13 protein-coding genes are annotated in these 13,223 nt (G+C 42.9%); 1 reads left to right on the forward strand and 12 read right to left on the reverse strand.

What is annotated here, in order from left to right:
• Window positions 1-6: 6 nt before the first annotated feature.
• The 11 genes from pheA to AWH02_RS09360 all read right to left on the reverse strand — a co-directional run bounded on the left by pheA (window position 7) and on the right by AWH02_RS09360 (window position 10,317).
• Window positions 7-834, reverse strand: coding sequence for a prephenate dehydratase (pheA, locus tag AWH02_RS09310; protein ID WP_060553449.1), 828 nt, complete (start codon window positions 832-834; stop codon window positions 7-9).
• A complete protein-coding gene (locus tag AWH02_RS09315) occupies window positions 825-1,310 on the reverse strand; it encodes a shikimate kinase (protein ID WP_060553447.1) in 486 nt (161 codons plus the stop codon). The genes pheA and AWH02_RS09315 overlap by 10 nt, the downstream gene beginning before the upstream one ends.
• Entirely contained in the window at window positions 1,303-2,586 is a 1,284-nt protein-coding gene (gene aroA / locus AWH02_RS09320) for a 3-phosphoshikimate 1-carboxyvinyltransferase (protein WP_060553446.1), read from the reverse strand. The genes AWH02_RS09315 and aroA overlap by 8 nt, the downstream gene beginning before the upstream one ends.
• A 137-nt stretch (window positions 2,587-2,723) precedes the next feature.
• The gene (locus AWH02_RS09325; RefSeq protein WP_060553444.1) at window positions 2,724-3,638 is read right to left on the reverse strand and encodes an L-lactate dehydrogenase; all 915 of its coding nucleotides are present in this window, start codon (window positions 3,636-3,638) and stop codon (window positions 2,724-2,726) included.
• A gap of 115 nt (window positions 3,639-3,753) precedes the next feature.
• A complete protein-coding gene (locus tag AWH02_RS09330) occupies window positions 3,754-4,092 on the reverse strand; it encodes a YlbF/YmcA family competence regulator (protein WP_060553442.1) in 339 nt (112 codons plus the stop codon).
• Window positions 4,093-4,109: 17 nt separating this feature from the next.
• Window positions 4,110-5,216, reverse strand: a complete 1,107-nt coding sequence (locus AWH02_RS09335) for a prephenate dehydrogenase (RefSeq protein ID WP_060553440.1) — start codon at window positions 5,214-5,216, stop codon at window positions 4,110-4,112.
• Window positions 5,217-5,232: 16 nt separating this feature from the next.
• The gene (gene aroC / locus AWH02_RS09340) at window positions 5,233-6,399 is read right to left on the reverse strand and encodes a chorismate synthase (RefSeq protein WP_060553438.1); all 1,167 of its coding nucleotides are present in this window, start codon (window positions 6,397-6,399) and stop codon (window positions 5,233-5,235) included.
• An 88-nt stretch (window positions 6,400-6,487) separates the two neighbouring features.
• A complete protein-coding gene (gene aroB / locus AWH02_RS09345; protein WP_060553436.1) occupies window positions 6,488-7,555 on the reverse strand; it encodes a 3-dehydroquinate synthase in 1,068 nt (355 codons plus the stop codon).
• Between the two features lie 77 nt (window positions 7,556-7,632).
• Window positions 7,633-8,490, reverse strand: coding sequence for a shikimate dehydrogenase (locus AWH02_RS09350; RefSeq protein ID WP_060553434.1), 858 nt, complete (start codon window positions 8,488-8,490; stop codon window positions 7,633-7,635).
• Entirely contained in the window at window positions 8,480-9,157 is a 678-nt protein-coding gene (gene aroD / locus AWH02_RS09355) for a type I 3-dehydroquinate dehydratase (protein ID WP_012130463.1), read from the reverse strand. Before aroD ends, AWH02_RS09350 begins: the two co-directional genes overlap by 11 nt.
• Window positions 9,154-10,317, reverse strand: a complete 1,164-nt coding sequence (locus AWH02_RS09360) for a class I SAM-dependent rRNA methyltransferase (RefSeq protein WP_060553432.1) — start codon at window positions 10,315-10,317, stop codon at window positions 9,154-9,156. The genes aroD and AWH02_RS09360 overlap by 4 nt, the downstream gene beginning before the upstream one ends.
• Before the next feature lie 239 nt (window positions 10,318-10,556).
• On the opposite strand from AWH02_RS09360, the gene AWH02_RS09365 reads away from it, so the two are divergent.
• Window positions 10,557-12,758 (forward strand): LTA synthase family protein, encoded by a 2,202-nt coding sequence (locus tag AWH02_RS09365; protein ID WP_060553431.1) that lies wholly within the window; start codon window positions 10,557-10,559, stop codon window positions 12,756-12,758.
• A gap of 46 nt (window positions 12,759-12,804) precedes the next feature.
• On the opposite strand, the gene AWH02_RS09370 is transcribed toward AWH02_RS09365, so the two are convergent.
• On the reverse strand, window positions 12,805-13,008 hold the full coding sequence (locus AWH02_RS09370; protein WP_008809313.1) for a hypothetical protein: 204 nt from the start codon (window positions 13,006-13,008) through the stop codon (window positions 12,805-12,807).
• Between the last annotated feature and the right edge of the window lie 215 nt (window positions 13,009-13,223).

The raw sequence follows: 13,223 nt of genomic DNA on the forward strand, positions 1-13,223 counted from the left end.
CGACATTTATGCAATAAGATAGACATTGTATTGTCCTAAAATTTTATAAGTAATTCCGATGGCTGTTAATTCTTCCAGAGCAAATTGGAGCAGAGACTCCTGTTCACCATTGACATCAATGATAAAGAAATATTCTCCCAGTGCTGTCTTTAGAGGTCGACTTTCAATCTTGGTCAAATCGATTCCCCGCCAAGCAAAGACAGACAAAGCCTTATAGAGGGCACCTGGTAGATTGTCCGGCAAAGTCAATCCCAAAGTCTTTTTGGGAGCAAGTTTTTCTAAAGCGAACTCCGGTCTCTTACAGCCTAAAACCCAAAAACGTGTGAAATTTTCACTCATTTCTTGGATATCTCTTGCCACAAGTTGCAAGCCATACTCCTCAGCAGCCGTTTCTGGTGCAATAGCAGCATAAGGCTTCTCTGGATGTTTTGCTACTAGACGCGCTGCTGCAGCTGTACTAGCAGTTACTTCCAACTTAGCGTATGGATAATGCTCCTGAATATAAGTCTTAGACTGAGCAAGAGCTTGTGGGTGAGAAAAGATTGTCTCTATCGGCCCATCAGTCTGACAGGCTAGGAGCTGCTGCTTAATTGGTTGAATCAACTCTGCTACAGCTTGAATCTGCGCCTGATGAAAAAGATAATCCAAAGTCTCGTGAACACTGCCCTCAATCGAATTTTCAACTGGAACAATTGATAGGTCTACCTGACCTCTTTCATAAGCCTTGATGACTTCTGTGATGTTTGGATAGGACTCTAAATGTGCTTCTGGAAAAGCCTTCTGAGCCACTTGATGAGAAAAAGAGCCCTTGGGCCCAAGGTAGCCTACAAGCATCGAATAATCTCCGCAATTTCTTCTGGTGTTTTTCCTGCTACATCAATGATATGCGTAGCAATTTTCTCATAAAGAGGTAAGCGAGCTTCAAAAATTTTCTTAAATTCTTCTCTCGTGTTGTTCAAATAGAGTGGACGTTGCATGGCAAGATCATTCTCAATGCGCTGATACAGAGTATCAAAATCCACTCGTAGATAAATATTATATGGATTCTTGTCAAGCAGATCTCGGTTATGCGGATTGACCACAATTCCTCCACCTGGAGATATGATTTCCGCCTGATCTGCTAATAAACTCTCCAAGGTAGCAGTCTCGATCTTTCGGAACGCCTCTTCACCTTCCTGAGCAAAGAAGTCATTAATTGACATCCCAATCTGATTAACAATCAGCTCATCCATATCATGAAAATTGGGATCCAGAAGGCGACCGACAGTAGTCTTGCCTGCCCCCATAAATCCTAATAAAATTTTAGACATTCACTAAGTCCTCCAAATGAGCAAAAAAGTCTGGATAGCTGGTATTGATTGCTTCTGCCCTCTCAAGCTCCACGTTTCCATCTTTTACTAAAAGTGCTGCAATGGCGGTCATCATACCGATACGATGGTCTCCATATGTATGAACAGAAGCTCCTTTTAAAGACGTTTTTCCTTGGATAATCATTCCATCAGCTGTTGGCTGGATGTCCGCTCCCATACTATTGAGTGCATCAGCTACAACCTGAATCCGGTCAGTCTCTTTAACTTTCAACTCCTCAGCGTCTCGGATCAGGGTTTGTCCCTCAGCTTGAGTCGCTAGCAGAGCAATGATAGGCAACTCATCGATTAAGCGAGGAATTAGTTCCCCACTGATTTCTGTTCCATGCAGGTCCGAGCTTTCAACAGTGATGGTTGCCGACTTGGCTACTTCATCAAGCTCAGACACTGATAACTTGCCTCCCATGGCTTGGATCACATCTAAGATGCCTGTCCGAGTCTCATTGATACCGACATTGGTTAGAGTGATTTTAGAGTTTGGAACAATCAGACCGGCTACCAGCCAGAAAGCTGCACTAGAAATATCTCCAGGAACAACAACTTCCTGAGCTTGCAGTTCTTGTTTACCAACTACTCGGATCTCTTTGCCGTCAACTTTTAGCTGACCGCCAAATTGTAAGAGCATATCTTCCGTATGGTTTCGTGTCAAATCTTTTTCAATAATCAGTGACTCGCCCTGCGCTTGCAGAGCTGCAAAAATGAGGGCTGACTTCACCTGAGCCGAAGCAATAGGCAATTGATATTGAATGGGTTTTAATTTTGGATTGCCATGAATAGTCAAAGGAGGTAAATCCCGCTCTGTTTGACCAGCAATCTCAACTCCCATCTGTCGCAAAGGTAGGCTGATACGATCCATGGGTCTCTTAGACAAGCTGTCATCTCCTACCATCTGAGCAGAAAAGTTATGACCAGCTAAAACGCCAGCAATCAAGCGCATAGAGGTTCCCGAGTTTCCCATATCTAGTGGATGTTGGGGTTCCTGTAAACCATCAAAGCCACAGCCATGGATTTCAACAAGATCTCCCTTATCCTCAATTCGAACTCCCATATCTCGGAAAACCTGCATAGTTGAGAGGACATCCTCTCCACGCAAAATATCATGAACTTTGGTGACACCCTTAGCCAAGCTCCCAAAAATAATGGAGCGATGGCTGATAGACTTATCACCAGGCACACGCAAACTTCCTCTTAAACCTTTTGCATTGGTCCTTAATTTCATGTGATACCTCGCACAATTGTTTCCTTACATTTTAACACAAATAGCTTTTGAAAACAAATGAAGATCAGCCTTTTCTAAAGACAAAAAACACTCTAAATCTATTAGAGTGTTATAGGATTATGTCCTTTTTTGACTGATTAAATATGCTCTGCAAACTTTTCTTGAATAAATTGGGCCGAACGAGCTAATTTAGCTTCTTCCTCTTCTGTCAAGGTCAATTGCAATTGTTCAATAATGCCTGAACGACCAACAAGAGCAGGATAGCTTAAATAGGTATCAAGCGGTGCATAGTAATTTGTCACAGGCAGTTCTTCATGGGCATCCGAAATGACAGCCAAGGCCAGACGGATAGCTGCACTAGCAATCCCATAAGAAGTATATTTTTTCCCGTAAAAGACGGTGTGACCACCCCTCATAGCTTCCGTGCCAATTTCTTCTAAAACTTCTTCTGAAGTCAGCTTGCTAATAGGCTGCCCCTTAACTCGAACTTGGCTCCAAGCGGTAAACTGGGAATTTCCATGCTCACCCAGATTATAGCCGTAAACACTACGAGGATCGACTTCAAAACGAACTCCAACAGCCCGCTTCATTCTGGCAGTATCCAGCAAAGTACCAGTCCCAATCACTCTTTCTTTCGGAAGGCCTGTATAGTGCTGGTATAGGCTGGTCACAACATCAACTGGGTTTGTGATGGCAATCAAAATCCCTTTAAAGCCTACTTCCTTGATTTTTTTGGAAACTTCAATCACCTCTTTTGATGTGAAAGGCAATTCTACAAATCGGTCAGCATTTGGATTGTCTTGTAATTTAATATTTCCTAAGGCTGAAATAATAACATCAGCATCCGCTAAAGCTTCATAAGAATTAACTGTGATATTAGCATGATGATTGAGATTGGCTGCAGCATCTTGAAAGTCTAATGCATCAGCCTTGACCTTAGCTTCATTGGTATCAATCAACACATAATCATCAAAAGCTCCTTTTGCAATCAAACCATGAGCGACCGTAGCTCCAACATTTCCCATCCCAATAATAGCAACTTTTCGTGACATAGAAATTCCTCTCATTTCCTTTTCGTTATGATTCATTATACTCAGAAAGCATCAAAAATCAAGTTTTTGAAGCAAAAAGCCTGTTGACTCAAAAGAGAAAACAGACTGTCAGCTTTTATTTCATCAAATCTTGAATTGGCTCAAAGACAATACGTTCAATATCAGACAAGTAAACAGAAAGTTGTTGCTGCTTCGTGAAAAACTCAGTCACAATTGCATTGGCTTGGATTTTTTCTCCGAATGACTTCATTTCTTCTTGCAACTCTGGTGTCGGCATTTGTCCTGTCTGCATTAATTGCTGGATTTTTCCTTGAAAAGCAATATAATCGTCAAAAAGTGACTTGGCTTCACTGTCTGCATCAATGGCTACCTTGCTCTCCAAAACTGCCTTGTACTCAGGTAGTTCACGGAAAGTACGGTTGAGTTCATTGGCTAAATCATAAATATTGGACATTTTATTTCTCCATTTCTTTAATTTAAAAATACCTGATATCTTGTATTTTCTCTTACTATTTTAGCAGATTTTTCTAAATCTTGACGATTTTTAAAGGTGATTTGTAGAATACCATGGGTATCCTCCCGATTTTCCTCATTAATTCGGATATTGACCACAGAAATCCCTCTCAACAATTCTAGGACGCTAAGAATGGCTCCTTCTTCATCAGGCACCTCAATAAAGAGGTCGTAAAAGCTGTCAACACCGGCTCGCTTATGAATTTCCATCTGTTTGCGACTCTGCCGGCCTCGGTCGAAAAATTCCCAGATAGCTGTCTCGTCCTTGTCCTCAATCGCTGCAGCAACCTTGTCTAGCTGTTTTTTAAAATCTTCCAGCCGCTCCAAAATGGCTTGAGGATTGGTCAAGAGGATAGAGGTCCACATACCCGGCTCGCTCTCCGCAATCCGTGTCATATCACGAAAACCACCGGCCGCAAAAGACTGAGTCAGCTCATGCTCCTGGCTATAAGCTGCCGTTTGCTCCATAAGACTGGAGGCTAAAATATGCGGAAAATGACTGATTTGACTGGTCACTCGGTCGTGCTCGGCAGCGTCCACCTGGATAAAGCGAGCCTGGAGACCACTCAGTAAGTCTTTCATTTCTTCAAGAGTACCTGGCTTGGTCAGGCTTGAGGGCGTAAAGATATAATAGGCATTTTCAAAGAGAGTGACATGGGCTGCCTTGGCTCCGGTCTTGTGACTTCCGGCCATAGGATGAGCTCCGACAAAGCGGACGGGCTTATTCTGCAGATACTTTTCTGCAGCTGCCACAATCTCTGCTTTGGTTGATCCAGCATCAGAGATGATAACATTTTCTTTCAGGTCCAGCTCCGCTAGATCCTTGATAAATGCTATGGTCTGCTTGATGGGCACAGCCAGAATAATCACATCAGCCAGTGGGGAAAAGACCGCAAAATCATCCGTTACCCGGTCTACCATTCCACGTTCCAAGGCAACTCTGCGCGATTCCTCACTGCGATTGTAGCCGAGAATTTCAATCTCAGGATGAGCTCGCCTGATGCCCAGAGCCAAGGAAGCTCCAATCAGTCCCAGACCTGCGATATAGACTGTTTTTCTCTCCATGCCCTTCTCCTTACTTCTAAAAGTTCTTGACAAATTCCCGATGGCGGGCTACCGCGTCCTTGAGTTCTTCCAGATTGTCCGAAGAGAATTTCTCCAGAACTTCGGTGGCTAAAACTGTTGCCACTACGCTTTCCATGACTACACCCGCTGCAGGCAGAGCCGTAGGATCGCTCCGCTCCACTGTCGCCTTATAAGGCTCGTGGGTCTCAATATCCACACTCATCAGTGGCTTGTAAAGGGTTGGAATGGGCTTCATAACACCGCGCACCACGATTGGCTGACCATTGGTCATACCACCCTCAAAGCCACCAAGATTATTGGTCCTGCGAGTGAAGCCATCCTCCTCGGACCAGAGGATTTCATCCATGACTTGACTACCTTTGAGACGGCCAGCTTCAAAGCCCACACCAAACTCGACTCCCTTAAAAGCGTTGATGGACACGACTCCTTGAGCAATCTTGGCATCCAGCTTCTTGTCCCATTGGACATAGGAACCCAGACCAACCGGCACACCGCCAACAACAGTCTCAACGACACCACCGATGGTATCACCGTCTTTCTTAATCTGGTCAATGTAGGCCTTGATTTCTTCTTCGCGCTCAGGATTGACAATGGAAACCTCTGACTGGGCGGCTCTTTCTTTAATTTCTGTTACAGTCAGATTGTTCGGCACATCAATATCAATGCCACCGAAGGTTACGATATGGCTGGCTACCTCTACACCGATTTCTTCCAGCAAGCGCTTGGCTACTGCTCCGACTGCTACTCGCATAGTCGTCTCGCGGGCAGAAGAACGCTCAAGGGAATTTCGCAAATCGTCAAAGCGGTATTTCATACCACCGACCAAGTCCGCATGACCAGGGCGTGGTTTGGTAATCTTACGCAGCCCTTTTTTCTTTTCATCCACATCAGCCACACTCATAATCTCCAACCACTTCTGATGATCGAGATTTGTGACATTGAGGGTAATCGGGCCGCCCATGGTCAAGCCATGACGAACCCCAGACGTAATCTCGACTTGGTCGCTTTCAATCTTCATGCGGGCTCCACGGCCGTACCCACCCTGACGGCGCTTGAGTTCAGCATTGATGTATTCAGCGGTCAGAGGAAGACCAGCCGGCACTCCCTCAATAATAGCTGTCAGACGCGGTCCGTGGGATTCTCCTGCTGTTAAGTATCTCATACATTTTCTCCTATTCTGGGATGGAAAAGCTGGGTAGCCCGTTTGTCTTCATCTAGACTCCCCAATTGTCTCAGGTTCCATCTGGCACTTATTTCTTCAGAAATTCTTTCATCTCTTCCAGCGGAATCTGGTGAATGCTTGCTGAACCTAGCTCGGGCACCAGTACTAGCTTGATAGAGTTGCCTCTAGCCTTCTTATCATGGGTCAGTGCCTGATAGAGAGCATTCTCATTCCATGGCTGGTAATCCACCGGCAAGCCAAACTTCTGACACATATGGATGATGTCTTCAGTAATCCCAGCTGGCATAAGGCCTTGCTTTTCAGCGACACGAGAAACCTGTACCATGCCAATTGCAACAGCTTCACCGTGCATGACCTGACCATAGCCCGCTGTCGCTTCAATAGCGTGCCCAATGGTATGACCGAAGTTCAGATAGAGGCGGACGCCATTATCCAGCTCGTCCTCAACCACAATCTTACGCTTGACATCGCAGGAATGGTAAATGATGCTCTCCGCATGCTCCAAAATCGACTCTGGACTGCCATCCATTTCTGACAGCTCATCCCAGAGTTCCTTATCCTCAATCAAGCCGTACTTGACCACCTCGCCCATACCTTCGATCAATTCACGTTTCCCCAAAGTCTGCAAAACTTGAGGGTCAATCAGAACTCCATCAGGCTGGGTAAAAGTCCCAACCATATTCTTGGCCCAAGGCGTATTGACACCTGTCTTACCACCGATAGAGGAGTCCACTTGAGCTGTCAGACTGGTCGGAATCTGAACGAAATGAATGCCTCGCATGTAGGTCGAAGCAACAAAGCCTGCCAAATCACCAACAACTCCACCACCCAAGGCCACGATACCGTCGCTACGAGTTAGACCGACCTTTGCCAAAAATTCATAGGCTTTATTAACAGTTGTTAGATTTTTACTAGCTTCACCTTCAAGAAAATCAAAGGTAAAGACCTTAAAGCCAGCAGCTTCCAAACTCAATTTAACCTTCTCTGCGTAAAGTCTAGCCACCCGATTATCTGTGATAATTACTAGTTTCTGAGGCTGCCAAAGCTGACTCAGCCAATTTCCAGCCTGAGATAATGCCCCATTTTCGATGATGATATCATAGGGATGATGAGGAAGATTTACATTTAGTTTCATAAGCGCCTCCTTTATATATGAAAATGGACACCCAAAGCCTACAAAGTCCAAGAATGTCCCACACTATCTACTATAAACTATATTTCCAATTTTTCTAACAAGGCTTTTTTGATTTCTTCAGATGGCATCTTTTTACCTGTCATTAGTTCAAATGCTTTTTCTGCTTGATAGAGCAACATACCCAGACCATTTACAGTCTGCAGGCCTTGTTCTCTAGCCAAGCGCAGAAATGGTGTCTCAGCCGGACAATAGGTCATATCGGCTACTAGCAGTCCCTTTGGAAAAGCAAAATCGCTTGGAATAGGTAGTGATTTTCCATCCATTCCCAGACCTGTCGCATTGATAAATAAATCTGATTGATTGACTGCATCAGAAAGAGCTACTAGATCTTCAACAGCTAGTAATTGAATAGGATGACCCAGACGACGAGACAGCTGTTCTATTTTCTCTTGATGTCCTGCCAATCTATCTCTGAGGTCAAAGACACAGACCTTTTCTACACCATCCAGCACAGCCTGACCAATAATAGCAGAAGCCGCACCTCCAGCGCCAAGAATTGTCAGATTTTTTCCCTTGATATGAAAGTTAGACAAACTTCTGAAAAAACCAAGCCCATCTGTATTATATCCGATAAGTCGACCATTTTGATTGACTACTGTATTGACCGCGCCAATAAGCAAGGCTGACTCATCAAGCTCATCTAGATAAGTAATCACCTCTTGCTTATAGGGCATAGAAATATTGGCTCCCAACATCTGATGAAGCCGAATATTTTCAACAGCCTGTTCCAGATTTTCCCTGTCCACCTCAAAAGCCAGATAAACCGCATTGGTATCTGTAAGGTCATAAGCCATATTATGAATAAAGGGCGAAATACTGTGCTTGATTGGCTTAGCTATGACAGCAGCCAAACGAGTGTGTCCATCAATTTTCATTTAAAATATCCCGAATTTTTTTCATGCTGCTCAAAGAAATCTGACCTGGCGCTGTTGCTTCATCTAAACTAGCAAAAGACCAAGAAGAACCCGTCAAATCAGATGCAATTCGTGAGATGCGTCCAACCCTTCCCATAGAAATGGTTACATATTCCTGCTCAGGATTTAAGGTCTTAAAGCCACGAGTATAGTTCATCAAGTCCAAAACATCCTGACCACTATTAGCCATCACTGATACTTTGACAGCCTTAGGCGTTAAGCTAGTCAGCTCGGACAAGATTTCCATCATATTTTCAGGAGTTTCCTCAAAGTTATGATAACTCAAGACCAAGTTTGGAAATTCCAGCATTTCATCGATTTTGTCCTTGTGGGAGAAATACTCAAAATCCACATAATCTGGTTGATAGAGCTGGGCTACCTTTTTTATCATTTCCACATATTCGTCATCAGATAGCTGAATATGACCACCTTCATCCTTGGTCCGAAGTGTAAAAATCAGTTCACGGCCAGCAAATTTTTCAAAAATAGCTGGTGCAACCTTTAAGATTTCTTCTTTTTCCAAGAAATCTGCTCTCCACTCGATCAAATCCGCATCTACAAAACGTTGCGCGTCGATCTGTTGAGCTTCTTCTAAATTTCTAGGGGTGACAGAGACAACTAACTTCATTCTTCTACCTTAATCGTAAAAACTTTTAAGTAATTACTACTTTCGTCTTTCTTATTATAACTAAAGTCTGCTGGCAAACCATATTCTTTGATATAACGATGGTGCTTTCCTGCAAAACCTTTTTCAATTTCTTTTTTAAATTTAGCACGCGTCACATTGGACGCATTGGTACTGGCAATCAGCACTCCCTTTGGATTTAAAATTTCCAGTGATTCTTTGATAAGCTTATGGTAATCTTTCGCGACAGAAAAAGTCTGCTTTTTATTACGGGCAAAGCTTGGTGGATCTAGCACAATAACATCATAGCTGAGGCCATGTCGCTTGGCGTATTTGAAATAATCAAAAACATCCATAACCACAAACCTATGATTGTCCAAAGTCAACCCATTGGCTTGAAAATGTGCTTCGGACAGTTCCCGACTACGTTTTGCCAAATCAACTGAGGTCGTCTGGCTAGCACCTCCCATAGCAGCTGCAACAGAAAAAGCAGCTGTGTAGGAAAACATATTTAACAAGCTTTTCCCAAGGGCTAAGCCGTCAACAAGACTGGCCCGAACCTCATGCTGATCTAGAAAAATCCCAGTCATGAGACCATCATTTAGAAATACTTGATAAGCCACACCATTTTCTAAAACCGTAAAGACCTCTGGTGCTTCAGCTCCATAGACATTGGCTGATTCATAGTCCAGCCCCTTAAAACGAATTTTTTCATAAGCTCCCATTAATTCTGGAAAGACTTCTTGAAAAGCTTGAAGGATTTCTTCCTTTAAAGAAAAGACAAAAGGATTGTACCAAGAAAAGAGAGCATAGTCCCCGTACTGGTCAACAGTCAATCCTGCAAAACCATCACCCTCTTGATTAAAGAGGCGGTATGCAGTAATATCCTCCGCCTGACGGTAAAAACGACGTTTTTCCTTGGCTTTCTCAAATAAGGAAATAAAAAAATCTTTATCAAAATCTACTTTTTGCTTAGAAACAAGCCAGCCAAGTCCCTTGTTCTGCTTTGAAATATAACCGCAGCCCAGAAACTTTCCTTGGCTTGATACCAGCTCCACAGCTTGATGATCAAAAGATAGCTCTGGAAAGTCTTCTTTTTCTAAAAGCAGGGCACCCTGCCGAATCTTTTCTTCCTTATAACGAGAAACCGTAAGCTTTTTCATATTCTAAATTATATCAAATATTGAGAAATATTTCAAAAAAATTACGTAAAGCAAGCCCGTAGTAACATTAGCTCCCTCTATTTTATCCTTCTACGCCCTCTTAGCCATCTTCCTCAGCAAATTCTGCTTGATTGTTAATTTAGACAAAGCATATACTTTTCGTTCACCCTATAAAACAAAATGTGATATACTTAATACGATACAGAAAAATTTAGGAAATAAGACAAGGAAGTACTTTTGTGAAAAAAATGACTAGGAAATTACTCAATTTCATGAGTACCAGACTAGGTTTTGTCTTGACCTTGCTTTGCTTCTACTGGTTAAAAACCATGTGGGCATACACTGTCGACTTTAATTTGGATATCCAAGGATTTTATCAGGCCTTCTTAGCCTTTGTAAATCCTATCCCCTTAGGCTTATTATTTATTGGCTTAGCGCTTTATTTCAAAAGAAGCACCATATTCTATGGATTTTCAATTTTTGTTTATATTTTGCTCTTTATCTGGCTGTTTTCAAATGCCGTATACTACCGCGAATTCAGTGACTTTGTAACCGTCAATACTATGATGGCTTCCAGCAGTGTTTCTGCTGGCTTGGGTGAAGCTGCCCTCGGCCTATTTAGACCATGGGATATCATCTATCTGATTGATTTTCCGATCCTGGGCTACCTCATGTATAAAAAGCTCATCAGGGTTGACCATCGTCCATTTAATAAGAGAGCTAGCTTTGCCATCACAGCACTTTCTACTATGCTCTTTACAGCCAATCTCTTTTTGGCGGAAATTGACCGTCCTCAGCTCCTGACCCGTGGTTTCTCAAACTACTATGTCGTTCGGGCATTAGGACTTCCAGCCTTTCTAGGCTACAGCGGAAATCAAACCTATCAAGCCAACAAAGAGCGCTCTAAAGCCTCTGCTGAAGATTTGAAGCCTGTAGAAGAATACATTCAGAATCACTATGCAGAACCTAACAAGGATTACTTTGGTATTGCCAAAGGTCGCAATGTTATCTATGTCCATCTGGAAAGCTTCCAGCAATTCCTGATCGACTATAAGCTACAGGCAGATGGAAAATCGTACGAGGTGACACCTTTTCTCAACTCCCTCTACCACTCCAATTCGACTCTAGCTTTCTCAAATGTCTTCAACCAGGTTAAGGCTGGTAAGACTTCTGATGCTGAAACCATGATTGAAACTGGGCTCTTCGGTCTCAACCAAGGCTCCTTCATGGTTAACTACGGTGGTACTAATACCCAGCAAGCTGCACCTTTTATTCTTTCCAAAAACGGCGACTATACTTCTGCTGTTTTCCATGGTAATGCTGGAAGCTTCTGGAACCGCAATACAGCCTATAAACAATGGGGTTATAACTATTTCTTCGACGCGTCTTACTTTACTAAGCAGGACGACACTAACTCCTTCCAGTACGGCTTAAATGACAAGATTATGCTGAAAGATTCCATCAAATACCTGGAGCGCCTACAGCAGCCTTTCTATGTTAAATATATCACGGTTTCCAACCACTATCCTTACACGACTAGCTTGATTGGTGACGAGATTGGATTCCCGCTGGCTAAGACCAAGGATGAGACTATCAATGGCTACTTTGCTACTGCCAACTATTTAGATTCTTCTGTCAAGGCCTTGTTTGATTATCTCAAAAAATCCGGCCTCTATGACAACTCTATTATCGTTCTCTATGGAGACCATTTTGGAATTTCCCAAACCCGTAATCCTAACTTGGCCCCTCTTGTAGGAAAGACTTCTGAGACTTGGTCCAACTACGACAATGCCATGATGCAACGCGTCCCTTACATGGTCGTAATTCCTGGCATGGACAAAGGAAAGATAATAGATACATACGGTGGTCAAGTAGATATGCTGCCAACATTGGAGCATTTGCTGGGTATTGACTCTAAAAACTACCTTCAGGTCGGCCAGGATATGCTATCAACTCAGCATCAGCAAATTACAGCTTTCCGATCCAGCAATAACTTTGTCACACCAAAATACACTAGCTTCAATGGACGGACTTACTACACTCAAACCGGTGAGGAAATTACCAATCCAGACGAAACCATCAAAAAAGAACTGGATGACATTCGTAATGCTGCCAATACTCAGCTGAAGATTAGTGACGCTATTCAAACCGGTGACTTGATTCGCTTCTACGAGGGTAATGACTTGGGCAAGGTAGATGTCAAGAAATACTCTTACAACCACTCTTTCAAAGCATTGAAGAAAATCGAGGAAGAAAAAGGAGACCAATCAACCAGTCTCTATAGCCAACGTAAGGGCGAATCGACCATTGACCTCTTTGATGCTCCAAGCTATCGAGCGCTCCACCCAGAACAATTTGAAAGCACCAGCTCCTCAGAAGACAGTTCTGAATCCAGCAGCGACAGCTCAAGCAGCTCAAGTTCTTCTTCTAGTAAGCAGTGATAGATACTGAAAAAACCACCTAAATAGGTGGTTGTTTTTGGATAGATTAATTGTAAAACTCATCGTCCTTTTCCGCTTCTAATTCTTCCGCAAAATCATTTAATTTCTCGGCTGTAAGCAGGGCCATTTTATCGATACTGGTTTTCCCTTTTCTAAGGTCCGCTACTGTAGACCAAGGAACACCTGCTCCTTTAGCGATTGCGCTTGTGCTTATATCGCTGTTTAATAACTTTTCTATCTGCTTTCTCATTTGAACTCCCCACCAACCTCTAGCTAATATGGTTGAATTGAATTAAATCTTAATATTATTTTGGAACCATTCGAAACAACACAGCTCTAAAACACCTTGATTTCAATAGTTTTCTGGGTTATAGTTTTGGAACCATTCGAAACAACACAGCTCTAAAACATTTCATTACCGAAACTTAACACTAAATTTGTTTTGGAACCATTCGAAACAACACA

Origin of the sequence: Streptococcus gordonii, from assembly GCF_001553855.1 — a bacterium.
Lineage (GTDB): Bacteria > Bacillota > Bacilli > Lactobacillales > Streptococcaceae > Streptococcus > Streptococcus gordonii.

Bases quoted from the DNA above. Each gene is read 5' to 3' on its own strand.
- aroC (WP_060553438.1), bottom strand. From the start codon at position 6,399: ATGAGATACTTAACAGCAGGAGAATCCCACGGACCGCGTCTGACAGCT.
- AWH02_RS09370 (WP_008809313.1), bottom strand. From the start codon at position 13,008: ATGAGAAAGCAGATAGAAAAGTTATTAAACAGCGATATAAGCACAAGC.
- aroA (WP_060553446.1), bottom strand. From the start codon at position 2,586: ATGAAATTAAGGACCAATGCAAAAGGTTTAAGAGGAAGTTTGCGTGTG.
- AWH02_RS09330 (WP_060553442.1), bottom strand. From the start codon at position 4,092: ATGTCCAATATTTATGATTTAGCCAATGAACTCAACCGTACTTTCCGT.
- AWH02_RS09325 (WP_060553444.1), bottom strand. From the start codon at position 3,638: ATGTCACGAAAAGTTGCTATTATTGGGATGGGAAATGTTGGAGCTACG.
- AWH02_RS09335 (WP_060553440.1), bottom strand. From the start codon at position 5,216: ATGGAGAGAAAAACAGTCTATATCGCAGGTCTGGGACTGATTGGAGCT.
- AWH02_RS09315 (WP_060553447.1), bottom strand. From the start codon at position 1,310: ATGTCTAAAATTTTATTAGGATTTATGGGGGCAGGCAAGACTACTGTC.
- AWH02_RS09360 (WP_060553432.1), bottom strand. From the start codon at position 10,317: ATGAAAAAGCTTACGGTTTCTCGTTATAAGGAAGAAAAGATTCGGCAG.
- aroB (WP_060553436.1), bottom strand. From the start codon at position 7,555: ATGAAACTAAATGTAAATCTTCCTCATCATCCCTATGATATCATCATC.
- aroD (WP_012130463.1), bottom strand. From the start codon at position 9,157: ATGAAGTTAGTTGTCTCTGTCACCCCTAGAAATTTAGAAGAAGCTCAA.
- AWH02_RS09350 (WP_060553434.1), bottom strand. From the start codon at position 8,490: ATGAAAATTGATGGACACACTCGTTTGGCTGCTGTCATAGCTAAGCCA.
- pheA (WP_060553449.1), bottom strand. From the start codon at position 834: ATGCTTGTAGGCTACCTTGGGCCCAAGGGCTCTTTTTCTCATCAAGTG.